At 46.9% G+C, this 16,491-nt stretch carries 17 protein-coding genes and 1 pseudogene; 7 read left to right on the top strand and 11 right to left on the bottom strand.

From position 1 onward, the window contains the following. Position 1: 1 nt before the first annotated feature. The gene (locus K7399_RS15150; protein WP_028976975.1) at positions 2–427 is read left to right on the top strand and encodes a MarR family winged helix-turn-helix transcriptional regulator; all 426 of its coding nucleotides are present in this window, start codon (positions 2–4) and stop codon (positions 425–427) included. A 126-nt stretch (positions 428–553) separates the two neighbouring features. Here K7399_RS15150 and K7399_RS15145 read toward each other — a convergent pair whose 3' ends face one another. The 9 genes from K7399_RS15145 to K7399_RS15105 form a co-directional block, all read right to left on the bottom strand. After that, a complete protein-coding gene (locus tag K7399_RS15145; RefSeq protein ID WP_028976974.1) occupies positions 554–931 on the bottom strand; it encodes a hypothetical protein in 378 nt (125 codons plus the stop codon). Between the two features lie 72 nt (positions 932–1,003). Then, the gene (locus tag K7399_RS15140) at positions 1,004–1,840 is read right to left on the bottom strand and encodes a PTS system mannose/fructose/sorbose family transporter subunit IID (RefSeq protein WP_028976973.1); all 837 of its coding nucleotides are present in this window, start codon (positions 1,838–1,840) and stop codon (positions 1,004–1,006) included. 14 nt (positions 1,841–1,854) lie between these two features. Beyond that, complete coding sequence (locus K7399_RS15135; protein WP_010023727.1) at positions 1,855–2,655, bottom strand: PTS mannose/fructose/sorbose transporter subunit IIC; 801 nt, start codon at positions 2,653–2,655, stop codon at positions 1,855–1,857. A gap of 38 nt (positions 2,656–2,693) precedes the next feature. Then, complete coding sequence (locus K7399_RS15130; protein WP_028982597.1) at positions 2,694–3,185, bottom strand: PTS sugar transporter subunit IIB; 492 nt, start codon at positions 3,183–3,185, stop codon at positions 2,694–2,696. Beyond that, a complete protein-coding gene (locus K7399_RS15125) occupies positions 3,182–3,631 on the bottom strand; it encodes a PTS sugar transporter subunit IIA (RefSeq protein WP_028976971.1) in 450 nt (149 codons plus the stop codon). The genes K7399_RS15130 and K7399_RS15125 overlap by 4 nt, the downstream gene beginning before the upstream one ends. A 234-nt stretch (positions 3,632–3,865) precedes the next feature. Beyond that, positions 3,866–6,931: a sigma-54-dependent transcriptional regulator gene (locus K7399_RS15120; protein ID WP_128165989.1), complete on the bottom strand. Its 3,066-nt coding sequence runs from the start codon at positions 6,929–6,931 to the stop codon at positions 3,866–3,868. Between the two features lie 538 nt (positions 6,932–7,469). Continuing rightward, a complete protein-coding gene (gene tnpA, locus K7399_RS15115) occupies positions 7,470–7,928 on the bottom strand; it encodes an IS200/IS605 family transposase (protein ID WP_051575261.1) in 459 nt (152 codons plus the stop codon). Positions 7,929–8,126: 198 nt separating this feature from the next. Beyond that, a complete protein-coding gene (locus tag K7399_RS15110; RefSeq protein ID WP_037581876.1) occupies positions 8,127–8,441 on the bottom strand; it encodes an AzlD domain-containing protein in 315 nt (104 codons plus the stop codon). Next, entirely contained in the window at positions 8,434–9,126 is a 693-nt protein-coding gene (locus K7399_RS15105) for an AzlC family ABC transporter permease (protein ID WP_128165988.1), read from the bottom strand. Before K7399_RS15105 ends, K7399_RS15110 begins: the two co-directional genes overlap by 8 nt. 139 nt (positions 9,127–9,265) lie before the next feature. On the opposite strand from K7399_RS15105, the gene K7399_RS15100 reads away from it, so the two are divergent. Further along, on the top strand, positions 9,266–9,835 hold the full coding sequence (locus K7399_RS15100; protein WP_128165987.1) for a helix-turn-helix domain-containing protein: 570 nt from the start codon (positions 9,266–9,268) through the stop codon (positions 9,833–9,835). An 86-nt stretch (positions 9,836–9,921) separates the two neighbouring features. Here K7399_RS15100 and K7399_RS15095 read toward each other — a convergent pair whose 3' ends face one another. Together K7399_RS15095 and K7399_RS15090 are read right to left on the bottom strand one after the other, a co-directional pair. After that, complete coding sequence (locus K7399_RS15095) at positions 9,922–11,115, bottom strand: aminotransferase-like domain-containing protein (RefSeq protein ID WP_028976968.1); 1,194 nt, start codon at positions 11,113–11,115, stop codon at positions 9,922–9,924. A gap of 19 nt (positions 11,116–11,134) precedes the next feature. Further along, positions 11,135–12,637: an aminotransferase-like domain-containing protein gene (locus K7399_RS15090; protein WP_028976967.1), complete on the bottom strand. Its 1,503-nt coding sequence runs from the start codon at positions 12,635–12,637 to the stop codon at positions 11,135–11,137. A gap of 238 nt (positions 12,638–12,875) precedes the next feature. Here K7399_RS15090 and K7399_RS15085 point away from each other — a divergent pair. The 5 genes and pseudogenes from K7399_RS15085 to K7399_RS15065 all read left to right on the top strand — a co-directional run bounded on the left by K7399_RS15085 (position 12,876) and on the right by K7399_RS15065 (position 16,470). Beyond that, a pseudogene (locus K7399_RS15085) lies at positions 12,876–13,589 on the top strand (metal ABC transporter ATP-binding protein). Positions 13,590–13,604: 15 nt separating this feature from the next. Further along, a complete protein-coding gene (locus K7399_RS15080; protein WP_028976965.1) occupies positions 13,605–14,435 on the top strand; it encodes a metal ABC transporter permease in 831 nt (276 codons plus the stop codon). A 50-nt stretch (positions 14,436–14,485) separates the two neighbouring features. Next, positions 14,486–15,376: a metal ABC transporter substrate-binding protein gene (locus tag K7399_RS15075; protein ID WP_051575262.1), complete on the top strand. Its 891-nt coding sequence runs from the start codon at positions 14,486–14,488 to the stop codon at positions 15,374–15,376. A 364-nt stretch (positions 15,377–15,740) separates the two neighbouring features. Continuing rightward, positions 15,741–16,265 carry an ImmA/IrrE family metallo-endopeptidase gene (locus K7399_RS15070; RefSeq protein WP_028976963.1) on the top strand — a complete coding sequence of 175 codons (525 nt, stop codon included), beginning with the start codon at positions 15,741–15,743 and terminating at the stop codon, positions 16,263–16,265. A 43-nt stretch (positions 16,266–16,308) separates the two neighbouring features. Further along, positions 16,309–16,470, top strand: coding sequence for a hypothetical protein (locus tag K7399_RS15065; protein WP_160168712.1), 162 nt, complete (start codon positions 16,309–16,311; stop codon positions 16,468–16,470). Positions 16,471–16,491 lie beyond the last annotated feature (21 nt).

Genomic DNA, 16,491 nt, shown 5'->3' with positions numbered 1-16,491 from the left:
GGTGTCTCTTACGGACAGAGAAGCCAAGATCCATGAAATCGAAAACAGCTTTGCAATTGTTATTCGCCGCTTTCGGCGGACAATCAATGAACTTCAGGGCAGTGAACTGACTGCTCATGAATTCTCGTTCCTGTCCCATCTTTACCGACATGATCGGGAAACCTCATCACGAATTGCAAAGAAATTCGATGTATCTCCAAGTTACGCGACGACGGTCATCGATAAACTGATTCGTTGCGGCTATGTGATGCGTCAGCGATCTAAAACAGATCGGAGAAAAGTTCGGTTAACGGTTACTGAAAAAGGCATTGCGCTCTATCACCAATTGATCTGCATCCGCGAGAACTACATGCGTCAGGTTTTCAGTGATTTTGATGATCAGGAGCTTAATCAGTTGTCCGAGCTGATTGCTAAATTGGTTGACTAATCGCTGACGTTTCAGCTTAGGCTCCAATTCATTTATGACTCACAAAAAGCAGCACCGCAATCATTGCGGTGCTGCTTTTTAATTCGTTTCATTGATTTTCTGCAGCTGAGCATCACAGGGCGCACATCAAAGGTATCGTTCCGCATAGGCAAGGAGTTCACGAATTTCAATCTTTGCTGATTTAGTGAGTGCTTTGTTGTCGCGAAGCATTTGCTCGCCACGTGCTTTGATAAAGCGCAAATAGTCTTTGTTTCTGGTTTGCCCATAACCTTTCTTGGCATGATGCAGGTCGCGAAAATCATTGGTGGCCTGCTTGACAAGCAGATGGCGACCGATCATTAAACCAATCGCAAGCGCGAGACAAGCAATCGTCCCCCAGCCGCCAGTAATCGTGTAAAGCAGGAGGCCGAGTACCATTAATCCGGTTACTAATTTCGCCGAACTGAAGATGTAGCCTTCCGGTTTATGATTAGGTTCCAAAAATGCGATGATACTTTTTAACATGAAAATCTCCTCCTAGCCTTTTTTGCAAAATCGTATACGCTGCGCGCGTGATGCCTCGCCAAACGACTCAATTTACAGTCCGAAAATCCCTGCCCAGTATCCGAGAATACCAATCGCAAACATGCCGAAGATGATCCAGATTGCATTGACTTTCCGTTTCAGAAGCCACATGCAAGCGAAGGTCATCAGCAAAGCAACGAGGCCAGGAAGCAGTTGGTCGAGAATCATTTGCAGCGTTGTGTTGACCGTCTTTCCCGCTTGTTCATAGGACACAAGGACAAAGGGCATTTTGATACTGGTCCATTTCGAAACAAGTGAACCCATGACGAACAGTCCGAGCACCGAAGCCATTTGCGTCAATTTCTTGAGACGGTTGCCGGCGACATCCTGCACAATATCCGTACCTTGGCTGTAGCCAAATTTAAACCCATACCATCTGGTCAGCATGCGGATGATGTTGATCCCGAAGAAGAAGAGCAGTGGCCCTAGAATACTTCCGCTCAGTGCCAGCGACGCGCCGAGTGCGGCTAAAATTGGACGTGCCGTTCCCCAATAAATCGGATCGCCGATACCGGCAAGCGGTCCCATCAAACCGATTTTCACGTTCGTAATGGCGGCCTCATCAATTTCACCGTTTTCTGCTTTCTTTTGTTCCATCGCTGCGGTCACACCAAAGATCGCTGATGCTGGCCAAGGCGTTGTGTTAAAAAATTCCAAGTGGCGTTTCAATGCGGCTGCCTGATCTTCTTTTCGATGATAAAACCGTTTGATCGCCGGGATCATCGTAACGGCAACCCCAATTGCTTGCATCCGTTCGAAGTTAAAGGAGCCGAGCATGAATGTACTTCGAAAATAGGTATTGATAATGTCTCTTTTCGTTAACGGCTGTACTTTTTTCGTTTCACTCATTTCATTCACCCTCCTTATCCTAATACATCGTCATCATCGGATCCGACGTTCGTTGCAGCTGTTGGCGCTTTAATCGCGTCATGGAAATCTGGATTCAATTGAACATAGACAACGGCAGCACAAGCACCGAGAATACCAAGACCAACAAGGTTGATTCCACTCATAAAGGTGGCAAGCGTGAATCCAATGAAGAAGAACGGCATCAACGCACGCGCTTTCATCATGTTAATAACCATGGCATACCCAACAACCACGATGAACCCACCCGAAACTTGCAGACCATGGGTGATGACCGGCGGAATCGCATCCAGCCACTGGCTGACAAGGCTCGTTCCGGCAATGGCGGCAACGGCTCCGGTAGGAATCGCCACACGCAGGCCTTGTAGCAACAGCCCTCCTATATGACACCACTCGACCCCTCGGAAATTCGCATTCGCAGCAAAATGGTCCGCTTGGTGCTGAAAGAATACTGTAATCGTTCGAACAAAAATGGTCAGTACTTGACCGGCGGCAGCAAGTGGAATCGCAATCGCAATCCCTTCACCGATCGATTGATGCCCGACAATAACGATAATCGCTGAAATCGTTGAAGCGAGGGCCGAGTCAGGTGCCATCGCTGCACCAACGTTCATCCAGCCGAGCGCAATCAATTCAAGTTGACCGCCAAGAATAATACCGGTGTGCAAATCACCAAGAACAAGACCGATAAGCGTACACGCCACAAGCGGACGGTGAAATTGGCGTTCATCCAAAACACTCGCCATCCCGCAAACCAGCGCAACCAAGATAACTAAAATAAATTGCATGGCATTCATGTTTGAAGACCTCCCTTTTTGTCTGCTAATCTTTTTATTTATACAAGATTTTTGCTTTTCAGCCGGTTCATAAAATCAGACGCTTGCGTGTTGGGAAGCTGTTGCAGAATCAGCTTGATGCCGCGCTTGTCAAGCTCCTTAAATGCCTCGACATCTTCTCGGCTGACCGATACGGCTTCGGAGATTAGTGTCATGCCTTCTTTAAAGGTAATGCCGCCGACATTGACCTGAGTCACGTCAACGCCCTGATCCATCAAACGAAGAACGTCTTTGGGCGATTCGACCACCATCAGGACGTCCAAGTCTTTATAGGTCGGGTTTTTATAGCAGCGCGCCGTTTTATCGACGGTCATCACATAGGACTTTGTGCGTCCCGGGGCAACCTGAAGCAGCAGTGTTTTTCTCAAATCATCCTTGGCAGCGCTGTCATTTGCGGCAATAATTGTTCCGGCCCCCACATGGTTCACCCAGTTGTTTGCCACCTGTCCGTGAATTAATCGAGAATCAATACGTAACCATTTAATATTCATCCCAACTCATCTCCTTCGTCTTCTTGTGCACTATTGGCAATTTTTTGATGCGAAAAAACGTCTTTGAATGACTTAATGCCGTCTGTTCCGGCGGCTGTTGCAGTTTGTACCAGTTCCTCAAGTGAGGCTCCCGCAAGACGCTTGCCAAGGACTTCAATCAGCATCGGCAAATTGACGCCGCTGACCACATCCATGGACGGTTTACGCGCAACAAAACGGCTGGCGGCATTGTATGGGCTGCCTCCAAACAAATCCACTAGGAACAGAACCTGATCATCTCCTAACCCATCGCTCGCTTTCTGATATTTATCGAGCAAATGCTCGATCCCCTCACCGGGTTTAAAGGTAACTTCAGCAATATGTTCCATTGTTCCGAAAATCATCTTGGCCGTTCCAATCAGCGCTTCCGAGAGATTTCCGTGTGTAGCAATAACAATCGCGACCACTTTTCTCTCCTCCTCTCTCTGTGCACTTTTTACTAAGCAACTTTTATGCCAACACGGTGTGTTAAAAAAAAAGAGCCTCGAGAAGGCCCTTTTGTAAGCGCTATTATTATTGATCTGTTTTTAGTCAACACACTATTTATGAAAAACGAAACACTAAACCTTCGAATAACGCACTAATAGGTTTTCTGTTTTAAACTAAAACACTAACCCATTCGTATTCAAAAAAAGAACACACTAGTTTTGAAGTGCGCGCCGATAAATGACTTCTTTGCCAAATTCATCGATCACCATATCAATAAAATAGTACAATTCATCCTCGCTGAGCGAGAGGTTAAGCTTGTCTTTTAGCACGGCCATTGTCGGATCAAGCTGCTTGGCTAAACGCTTTTTTTCCGAACTGCGCGCGCCTTCGTAAGTCAGTGGCATGCGGACAATTTCCCGTTCAAGAGCAAATGCAAGATGCATGACGATTCGAATCTGGGTCGCATTTTTAAAATGAAGGTGCAGCGCTTTTTGAACGGCTTCATTAAATTCAAGAATTGCGGCGACCGCTCGTTTCGGGTTTAGGTACATCAGCATATCCTGCAAGCTGTCCACGCAGACTCCTTTTACGATAACATGAGAGGGGTTGTCTTTCATCGGCAAGGTTTTGCCCGCAAGAACGGATTGCAGAATCTCTTGACCTTCGCCGCCGACAAATTGAGAAAGCGTGATGTACGGTACGCCCTCAAGTTTCGGGTTCTTTGCGCCAATGCTGGCGACAACCTCATATTTACATTGCATTTTTCGTGCGACATCATATAGGTCCTCGATTGATACCGGTATAACAAGGATTTCTTCATCGGTAAGGTTGCGCAGATACATGCTGACAATATTTTTAATACGTTTGGCAATGCCGCTTCCAGTTGTGCAAATGGTTAGAATCGCTTTCTGACGTTCACTGCGCGCGCTGCGCGTCTCCATACCAACCGTCCGGCGCAATGTATCGAGGGAATCAACCATTCCATTCAAATCCATATGCAAATAATTGGCATTTTTCACCGCATCGAGCACCATCGGCGTTGATACCATGTCGATGGCCTTGACTCGCACTTTGGCACCCTGCGCGATCTTTTCTTCAAAATAGTAGAGCGACCCCATATCGACCATCATCAGCACGCCGGCACCCTGATCAACGGAACGAACCGCTGCTACGATATTTTCAAAGATATCGCCGAAATTGAGACTGAGCGGCATATCGACGGCCGCAATCGGATAATCGCCCATTAATTCCTTGACAACGCTGACCATGGAGCTTGCGGTTTGCGGACCATGTGCCGCAACAACAATGCCAACGTTGCGCTGCTGAGAAAGTTCAACAAACGAACCGATCAGAAAAGCAATGTAGACCATCTCTACCTCTGGCAACGCTACACCAAGCCTGCGGTCAATTAAATCAGCCACCTGAACCGCTGCTTCATAATCTTTCTGTGCAAAAGGAAACATCGCCTTATCTGGCGCTCCATTCATTCTGCGCAGCGGATGTTCCAGAAACGCGGACAGATGCACATTAAGCAGCGAAACAAATTGATGGCTCAAATGCTGACCTAATACGCGGGCGCAGATGACCTCCAAATCTTCGGAAAGGCGGGCGACGCGCTGATCCACGACTGTATTTGACGAATCACTCGACGTTTTTTGGTAAAATTGTTTCACTTGATTCTTAATATCTTCCATGACGAGTTTGCGAATATCCTGCATTGATAAACCTTCATGGATCAAAGCGTCGTATTTTCCCGAGATCATTTTGTAGAGATCAAATGGAGGTTCGTATTGATCCACATCGTTTAAGAGCGGGTCCTTGCTCCCGGTTACCACAAGGAAAAGCGGCAACCGTTTGCTTAGCTCCTGATTGACTTTGGGCTGATGCGAGATGCGGTGCAACCCTTCCTGCATTTCCGTGGGCAGCATTTTCGCATCAAGTTCAACATAATCTTGGTTCATGCTATCAAGGAATCCTTGCGCACAGACCAGCTGCACATTCGATTTCAGCTGGCCAATATTGCCAAAAGTAACACTGCCAATCAACGCTTTGATCACATCGGAACTCACGTGAAATTCATGATGCGTGCGATGTGCTTCCCGAGAGAGCAGAAATTTGCTCAACTCAATCTGCTCACTCACACTTCGGCTTTGGAAGTTGGGAACATTGATCATCACCGGAACACGCCGCAGAAAGGTCTGCAACAGTGCCGATTCCGGGTCGGCTGTCGTCGCACCGATGATCAGAACCCGAGCGCCGCGCTTGTTGCCGGTTTCGCCTAATTTGCTGTAGTGGCCGGTATCCATAAAATAGAACAGCATTTCCTGACCTTCCGGCGGCAGCCGATGAATTTCATCAAGAAACAGAATACCGCCATCCGCCTTTGCGACCAATCCGTCCTGATCGTGAGCAGCCCCGGTAAATGCGCCTTTTATATAGCCAAACAGCTGTCCAATCAACAGCTGCGGATTGTTGTAATAATCCGCGCAGTTGAAATCAATGAACGGCGCGTGTTCCTTGATGCGCTTGATTGCAATTGCATAGTGATGCATCATATGCGCAAATAATGTTTTCCCTGAACCGGTTGGCCCGAGGATTAGCGTGTGCAACCCTCTTGGCGGATAAACAATCGCTGATTTGGCTTGCTTGACGCTTTTTTTCAAACTTTTATCTGAACCGATCAGATGGGAAAATGGATCTTCATTCTTCTCGCGCGTCCGCTCTTGATTGAACCATTCCTTCAACGATGCACACTTAAGCGCATACGTATCGACCGCATCGCCGAATTGTTCGTGAATCAGTGCGGCCGGTGCATAGAGCACCGGCCGCGTCACGAACTTGATCACGCGCTTCTCACGGACCAGTTCATTGAGCTCTGCGCTGACATTACTGCGCAGGATGCCGAGCGCATCCGCTAAGCCCGATGCTGACACGCCCGAAAGATCAAGCAGCTTTTTCTTATCTAATTGCGCACATTGCCGCGTTAATTCCTCAAAAATCTTTTCACGTCGCCGTCCCATTACGTTCACCTCTATAATCCCATTCTCCATGTTGTCTGCTATATCCTCTATTATAATTGAAAACGTTTTCTTTTCGGGCGTTTCACTCCCTTTCATCAAAAAACTTCTATTCGGGAATTGATCGGGAGAAATGCGTTTCGATGTCCGGCTTGAGACTAACGAAAGCTTGATTCGGGAATCCGCCATTGATTCGGCGGCAAAATACGCCCGATCCTTACTTCCGCCTTCCATTCGGGCTTTGTTCATCACCTTGTGCACAAACGACACTCCAGCTGCTCGCTTGCCGCGGGCGTTCCGGAAGCCTCCTCGGACACGCAATTGATCTGCAGGGTCTTCCTTGGCTCGCTGTTCCCGCAGGCGTCTCGCGCTTTCGTGTCTCGAGCTAACTCTTATTGATGAAATTGCCGCTTATCGTTCTACACCAAAGCAAAATCATAAACTTTCTTTACCTGCAAAGAAAAATCAAGCTGTGCTTGGTCCTTAACCTCCAGCGATGGGCTCGTGTCTTTTCGGTGCTGAATCGTCGGTTCGGTTACTCGCTGGCACGCTGGTCCCGCAGGCGCCAGAGTGGCTCCGCTTTGATTCTTAGCCAAGACACGGGTCTATTGGCTTGAAGACGGGGCAAAATCAGATACATTCTTATCCTGAAATCATAACCACCCTTCAAAAGGGTGGTTTGCTCCAAGGCTATAAGCCTTGGATTACCGGCCAGCGTCTCAAGGCGCTGGCCTTCACTTTGTTCAGGCTATATTGACTTTGCCTCTTTTGCTTACCCATAAATGGGTGTTTGTACTACTCAGCGACCTCTAAAGGGGTCCTCATATTCTCGAACGCTTAATTTATCCAGTGCAATATCGTGTTTTTCTTGATCTTGAATATATTTCTTGATGGTTGCTTCATTCAATCCTACGGTACTCACATAGTAGCCTTCTGCCCAAAAATGACGATCGCCAAATTTGTACTTTAAGTTTGCATGCTTGTCAAGCATCATCAACGCACTTTTGCCTTTTAAATAGCCCATAAAACTTGCCACGCTCATTTTAGGTGGTATGCTGAGCAGAAGATGCACATGATCAGGCATCATATGTCCTTCCAAAATTTCTACTCCTTTATACCGACAGAGCTGCTTGATGATTTCCTGTAAGCTTCTCCGATATTGATTGTAGATAATTTTTCGTCTATACTTTGGTGTGAATACGATATAGTATTTACACAACCATTTGGTATGGGCTAAACTGTTTGCTTTATTAGCCATTCTAGCGCTTCCTTTCATGTAGCAATATAGCCTGAACATCTATATTCTATCGAAAGGAAGCGCTTCTTTGTATAACGATTTGGTACTCCCCCCGCATAGCGGGGGGTTTATGTTTCGCACGCTACGCGTACTCAACGGACTAAAGTCCATAAATAAAAGAGCTGTCTCAATCGTAAAACCGACTGAGACAGCTGCATTTCATAATAAATAGCGAACAAGCAAGCCGATCACAATCCCAATCACGACCGAGGGCAGGAACTTCTTCACAAATTTTATTGAGAGCGCGCCGGCAAGACAGGCAGCAAGCACCGGCAGCGACAACGTCAGTTGACCGTTGGATGGAACAAAAATCTGTTTCATAATGAGCGCAACAATAATTGCGGTTGGGACGTAATTAAAGTAGCGACGCAAACTCGGGCTGAGGCTGCGCCCTGCCATGACCGTTACTCCAAGTAATCGGGACAGATACGTTACCGCCGCCAGCACAATGATTAACAGCCATGGGTTATTCATTATTTATCCTCCTATGTAGGTAAAGTCCAACGAGCGGTGCCAGAAGTCCGGTCAGAATGATGGTCAATTCATTTCCCGGCTTCATCCATTCCAGGACCAAGGTCATCACAACTGCGGCCAGAGCCGTGCCGATCACTGGTTTTCCCTTTAAACCGGGAACAAGCAGTGCTGCAAAAGTAACCGGAAATGCCAAATCAAGTCCAAATTTCTGCGGATCAAGTTGTCCGCCAATCAGCGCACCGGTCAATGAAGCGAAGATCCAAGCCATATAAAAAATGCCTGCGACAACTGCGAAATAGAACGGATCCGGACCAACCTTTTTAAATCGGCTGCTTGCTAAGACAAAGGGTTCATCTGAAATGCCAAATGCGAGCAGACTTGTCCACTTACCGGCAGGGGCAAGCCCTTCGGCTAATGCTGCTCCGTAAAGCAAGTTGCGCAGATTCAGCAAAATGACGGTCACCAACACACTCGCAAGACCCGCTCCGCCGGAAAGCATCGCAACAGCGACCAGCTGCGCAGATCCGGAAAAGACGAGCACGGACATCAAAGCAGCGGTCAGTACATTAAAATTGACCTGGGTGGCAAGTACGCCGTAGGACACGCCGTACGCGGCAATCGCAATCGCGAGTGGCAGCGCTTCAACACTCGCTGTTTTCAAAACGGCACGTTTTACAGCGCGCATGACGCTTCATCCTCCTCAGTTTGAGTTACGTATAGTATAATAAAGTTAACTTGTTATAAATTATAATATACAGCCCCCTCAAAGTATATAATAATTTACTTTTTTTATAGTAAACTATACCGAAAGGAAAGAACCGGTCATGAAGAAGAATCCTTGGGAAGACGGCGATGCCGGCAAACGGATCGGTGCGAACCTGCGCCAATTTCGGACGAACCGTGGCATGAGTATGGAACAACTGGCTAAGAAAATCGGCATCAGCAAGCTAACCCTGATGAATGTAGAGCGCGGCGAAGGCAATCCAACGCTGTCGGTGATCTGGAAAATCGCCAATGGGCTAAACATCCCGGTGAGCACCCTGCTGTCGATTGAATCGGATGTTTCCATCGCGCGAAAAGAAGACGGCATCAAATTGGCAAGTTCAGATAAAGGCTTTGTCGCAGAGCCGCTCTTTCAATCCCATGGCCTCTACGAACTGTACCGCGGTTATTTGCAACCGCATACTGAATACCTTTCTGCAGCTCACCAATTCGGCGTCAACGAATACGTCACCGTCATGGCCGGTTCCTTAAATGTGGCGGTAGGCGGCGAAACCTACCCTCTTCATGCGTACGATTCGATCAAGTTTAAAGGAGATCTCGATCATAAATACATCAACCCCTCCGGCGAGCTTGCCATTTTACATTTCGTGATTGCTTATCATTCCATGTAGCCTTACTTTCGCCATCGATTGGCTCATTCGTGAACCTGCTTTGATTGAAAACAGCTCTTCAGCGAAGTCTCCTGAAGAGCTGTTTCTTAAGCATATTCGGAAAGTGCTTCACCAAGTGCTTCGCCAAGCCGTTTCATTCCCTCTTTAATCCGTTCTTCACTCATGTTTGAGTAATTCAATCGAAAAGCGTTTTGTTTCACATCATTAGGATAGAAGGAATCGCCCGATACAAACGCAACATTATTTTTAAGGCATCGCTCAAATAGTGCTTGAACATTGACCGATTCAGGCAGCTCAACCCAGATAAACAAACCGCCTTCCGGAGCGCTGTGCTTAAGATGACCCGGCAAACAGGTTTCAATACAACGCATCATTGTTTCGCGCCGGGCACGGTAAACTGCTTTGATCTTTTGAATATGCGCGTCAAGGTCATTCAGCTCCAAGTACTTCGCCGTAACGCGCTGGGCAAACACATCCGAATGAAGATCGGTTGCCTGCTTGAAAGAAACATAACGGTTCATGAAATCAGACGCTGCACAGATCCAGCCAAGGCGAAAACCCGGTGCAAAGATTTTCGAGAACGTGCTGAGGTAGATGACGCGCCCTTCTGTATCAAAGCTTTTAACCGGCGGCAGTGCTTCACCGGCAAACCGAATTGCGCCATACGGATTATCTTCAAGTATGACGACATCGTATTGATTGGCAAGCGCCACCATCTGCTTGCGACGTTCCAGTGCCATGGTCCGTCCGGTTGGATTTTGAAAATCAGGAATCGTATAGATAAATTTCGCTTTGGGGTTCTGCTGAAGCGTTCGCTCAAGCTCGTCCATCCTCATGCCAGAGTCGTCCATGGCCACCTCTGCAAATTGCGGCTCATAGGCCTTGAACGCTTGAATCGCCGCAAGGTAGGTTGGACTTTCGCAAATGACGGTATCTCCTTTATCAAGAAAAATTTTCCCCGTCAGATCAAGGCCTTGCTGAGATCCCGTAAGAATAAGCAGATGATCTGCATTTGCACGCACACCAATCGCTTCCATACGTGTGCTAATCGCTTTTCGCAATGGAAGAAATCCCTCAGTTGTGCTGTACTGAAGTGCCTGTTCCCCCGCTTCATCAAGCACGGCCGAACAGGCCTCTTTAATCGCTTCTACAGGAAATAGTTCTGGTGCCGGCAGTCCGCCGGCAAATGAAATGATTTCCGGTCGGCCGAGCACTTTTAGAATTTCACGTGTTGCCGAACGCGCGACATGCTCGGCGCGCTTTGCATACTTAACTGTCATTGATCAATCCGCTCCTCGTTTATACAATTGGGGGGGCGCCCGTGGGTGCGTCTCTTGTCCCATTCCATTCATTCAGTTTCTTAACGGACTTAATAAATACCATTAATCCTTGCTTGAGCCGATCCATTCGCTCATAGGTAAAATTCAGCCGTACCCAATGCTCGCCATCACTTTCTTGCGGGTAGAATACATTGCCCGGTGTGTAGATCATGCCTTGTTCCCCGCATAGCGCCAGTAATTTTTTCTGCGGTACTGCATAAGGGAGACGACACCAGAAATAAAAGCCGCCGGCGGGCAAATCAAACGGTATGGCCGATTGCTCCTGCCGTAATAATTCTGCAGCGGCATCCCTTTTCTTTCTGTATAATGGCAGAATTTTCTTAAGGTGTTCCTCATAGCATCCGTCCCGCAAATAGCGATCCACAAGGATTTGGCTGTCTGTATTCACATGAAGATCGGTGATTTGCTTTAACAGCAAAAATTTCTTCATCACTGCCTCAGGAGCGATGGTCCAACCGATTCTTAATCCTGGAAAAAGTGCCTTTGACAACGTACTGAGATAAATCACATAGCCATAAGCATCAAGCGCTTTAATCGGAAGCGGATGTTCCTGATCAAACGTGATATCTCCATAAGGATCATCCTCTAAAATCGGAACCTGGAAGCGATAGGCGAGTTTCAGCAACGCCTTCCTTCTCGCCATGCTCATCGTAATGCCCGTCGGATTATGAAAGTTGGGAATGGTATAGATGAACTTCGGTTTATAACGAGAAATTTGCGCTTCAAGTACATCCAGCCGCATGCCTTCCCGATCCATGGGAATGCCGATAATTTTAGCGCCCATTGCCCGAAAACACTTAATCGCCTGTAAAAAAGTCGGTTCCTCAACAATCACAGCGTCGCCGGCAGACAGGAATGCGCGTGCGGCAAAATCAATGCCTTGCATCGAACCGGATAAAATCATTGTTTCCTTTGCAGTCACAGTAAGATTGCGACCTTCCATTAATTGGCTGATGCTTTCGCGAAGCGGGTAATAGCCTTCGACCGGACTAAAATTAAGATGAGCACTGGTGATTGGCAGTTCCCGCTGAATGCGCTGGAAATCAGCAATTGGATACAAATCCGGATCACCAATCCCTGCCGCAAGCGAGATGACGCGATTTTGATTCCCCATATACATAATCTCGCCCACCGCATCATTTAAGTTCGCCATGCGCTTATCAAACAGGGGATACCATGACATCGGCAGCACTGCCGGCTGTAACGGGACGGGATCGGGAACCTTCTGTTCGGTAACAACCGTTCCCCTGCCGGTCTGTGCATCAACCAGACCAAGCGCTTTTAATTCCTCATAGGCCTTAATGACGGTCGTCCGGCTGATCTTTTTAAGCTCAGCTAATTTGCGTTCCGGAGGAAGAATAAACCCTGCCGGCAGGTTTCCAGACAGAATCTGTCCTTTTATCTGACTGGCAATTTGAAGATAGACCGGCGTTGCCGCTTCACGGTTAATCGTTACGTTCATTACATTCCTCCTTCTGCTGATTCAAATTATTCTTATCATATCCATACCAATACCTTATGAAAAGATCCAATTGGATCGATCCTGAACAGTCCAATTTTGGCCACAATGATTCGTTTATTTTCTAAATCATTCGTAGGACCTTTACAATGAAAATCATTGTCGTTTATAATTAGGCTAACAATGTTTCTCAAAAGAAACATTTTGTCTTTTGACTACTAATCTTTCTAAGGAGAATGATATGGAGATCTCAAATTTATCGGTCTACTACGGCAAGCGGCGTGTCCTAAACGATGTCTCAGTGTCCATTCGTTCCGGCAAAGTTACCGGGATCATTGGCCCAAACGGGGCGGGAAAGTCAACATTTATGAAAGCTGTGCTTGGATTGATTCCAATGTCGACGGGAACGATTACGTTGGACAGCGGCGAAACCAATCCGAAAAAGTAGCATCAAACGATCGCTTATGTACCGCAACGACAGTCGATTGATCTGACCTTTCCCATCACGGTTTTTGACATGGTACTGATGGGTACCTATCCATCTCTGGGGCTATTTAAACGACCGGGAAAAGCTGAGAAAGCCCGTACGCAGAAATGGCTTGAAGCTGTCAAACTGGGCGATTTAGGCCACCGGCAGATTGCCGCATTATCCGGCGGTCAGTTGCAGCGTGCGATTATCGCCCGTGCGCTGGTTCAAGAAACAGACCGCTTTTTTCTTGATGAACCGTTCGCCGGTGTCGATGTCGTCAGTGAAAAAATCATTATGGACTTAGTCCGTGAGATGAATGCTCAAGGAAAAACCTTTGTCATCGTCCATCATGACCTCAGTACAGTTAAGGATTACTTTGACGATGTGGTGATGCTTCATTCGGATCATATTGTCTGTGGTGAAGTGGCGCATGTGTTTACCGGTGAGCAGCTCAAACATTTCTACGGTGCGGAAATCAATTTTTAAGGGAGGTTAAATCATTTGGAATTTTTCTCAGACATCATGAACTATCGTTTTCTTCAGCAAGCGCTCATTACCTCAATCTTGGTAGGGATCGGATCAGGCGTTATCGGATCGTTTGTCATTCTTAGAGGGATGTCACTTATGGGCGACGCCATCTCTCATGCCGTCCTTCCAGGCGTGGCTATTTCATTCATGCTGGGCATTGATTATTTTATCGGTGCAACGCTCTGCGGTGTTTTCGCTGCCCTCTGTATGGGGTTTATCAGCAGAAAGAGCCCGATTAAAAGCGATACATCAATCGGGATTATCCTCAGTTCCTTTTTAGCGCTGGGCATGATTTTGATCACGGTGGTACAAAGTTCAACCAATCTCTATCATATTCTATTCGGCAATATTCTCGCAGTAACAATGCATGATCTCATGCTTACCCTAATCGTCACGCTTCTCGTTATTATTCTGGTCTCACTCTTTTACAAGCAACTGCTGGTCAGCTCATTTGATGAAACCATTGCCCAGACCTATGGAATCAACACGCAAGTGATTCACTATTTCTTAATGGTGTTACTGACGCTGATGACGGTGGTCTCCCTGCAAACGGTTGGTGTCATTCTGATTGTGGCGATGTTGATTACGCCTGCCGCCACGGCTTACCTGCTCACCGATAAGATGAGTCGCATGATTGTTCTTGCAGCCGTGTTCGGCGTCATCAGTTCCGTCATTGGCCTCTACTTCAGCTTCACGTACAATCTGGCCTCCGGTGCAACGATTGTCGTCAGTGCAACGGTGATGTTCGGCATTGCTTTCCTCTTTTCGAAAAAAAACCAATTTATCTTTAAAAAGGAGCAGTGATTCATTTGCATACGACCAGCCGCTATTTTACCCTCGCCTTAGGTCTCATCATGGTATTCGCTCTTTCCGCCTGTGGCAGTTCGTCAGGATCTACAAACAACAAATTGAAAGTTGTTGTCACGAACTCCATTCTTTACGACATGGCTAAGGAGATCGGAAAAGATCATGTCGACGTTCATAGCATCGTACCGATTGGCACGGACCCGCATGAATATGAACCACTGCCAACAGACGCGAAAAGTGTCGCTAAAGCCAACCTCATCTTCTATAATGGGCTGAATCTCGAAGTCGGCAATGGCTGGTTCAAGAAAATGATTGACAGTGCCGGGCGAAGCAGCGATTATAATAAAAACATCTTTGCCGTAAGCAAAGGCGTTACAGCCATTCATCTAAACTCAGAGGGTCAGGAAAAACAGATCGATCCGCACGCATGGCTTGATATTCAAAACGGGATCAAATACATCCGCAACATGGAGAAACAAATGGCGAAGCAAGACCCGAACCACGGCGATGCCTATCATAAAAATGCAGATGCTTATGTAAAGAAACTTGAGGATCTCGACAAAGAAGCCAAGGAAAAAATGGCGGCAATACCGGAACAACAAAGCTATCTAATCACTAGTGAAGGTGCATTTAAGTACTTCTCACGTGCGTATGGACTTCACCCGGAATACATTTGGGAAATCAATACTGAAGAACAAGGGACGCCTGATCAGATGAAACGGATCATTGGTATTATAAAAAAACACAAGGTCCCGCACCTCTTCGTGGAAACCAGTGTTAATCCGAAAAGCATGGACACATTGTCCAAAGAAACGGGTATTAAGATTTACAGCAAAATCTTCACCGACTCCTTGGCTAAAAAAGGTAAGGATGGTGACACCTACTACGGCATGATGAAATGGAATCTTGACCATATCTATGACGGACTAAGCAACTAATTTCCCCTTTAAAACAGCCGTTCTCAATTTGAGAGCGGCTGTTTTTTCCAGAATATGATTTTGTCCCATCTTCAAACCCATAGCCCAGTATCTGGACCGAGAATCAAATGCGCAGATACGCGAGACGCCTGCGGCAAGCGAGCAATCGGAGCGATGATTCAGCACTGAAAAGACACGAATCCATCACACATGGCTGAAGATGAGGGACCGGGCGCTTTTTGCTAGGTTTTTCTCATTTTATCCGCCAAAAGTTTAAACAAAGGAACTTTTGTTTCTTATTGACATTAATGTTTCCTTAGTGCAAAATAGAGTTAGCGAATCTCTGCATCTGACCTTGAAGTTTATTTTATGGAGGTTGTTGGTTGTGCTGGAAAGTAAAGTTAAAGCATTGTCATTGCATTACGGAGCGCAAGCACATGTCCCTGTCGATCCATTTCTGATCGCTTCTAAAGCGCACATCACCGTCTATCATACCGACTGTGAATTTTCCGATCGCTTCGGCATCATCCGAACGAAAAATGAAGGGCAAACGTTATTCTATTTGGCAAGCAACTGGGACCAAGCACATCAGCGTTTCTTTCTCGCGCATCTGCTTGGTCACTATTTTCTTCATCTCAATCAGGAACAGCACGCAGACCGTTATTGCCGTATTCGCTACAACAGCGATCCATCAGCAGGGTATCCTGAAGAACAAGAGGCCGATGAATTTGCCCGCTTCCTTTTAATTCCGAGTCATGCATTGAGTGATTGTTTGAATCAGCGGTTGTCGGTGGAAGAAATCGCCACGCATTTAATGGTTCCGAGCGCCCAAGTTAAAGCGCGACTAAATGAGCTCAAGCGTGCGCAGAACCCGTCCGCAGATCCATCGATCCGTGGGCAAGTCAGCTAATGGAGCAAGAGACTGATCATACTAAGGGGGAAAGGCTGCGCCTATGTCTTACAAAGAGGATGAAAAAGCAATGAATGAAGCTGTTGATCGGCATTTTCAAGAAATGATTGAAAAAAGCGGTTATCCATACGAAGACGTTCACAAAGAATCAACCTGCGCTAAACGCCCTTGGCAATGGATTCACCGTTTGCTCGTAAAACTGTAAGTTGCTTAAGCATTTTCATAT

The organism is Sporolactobacillus terrae, assembly GCF_019930545.1.
Classification (GTDB): Bacteria; Bacillota; Bacilli; order Bacillales; family Sporolactobacillaceae; genus Sporolactobacillus; species Sporolactobacillus terrae.
The sequence above is the reverse complement of the archived record's forward strand: the minus strand, read 5'-3'. Positions and strand labels throughout refer to the sequence as shown.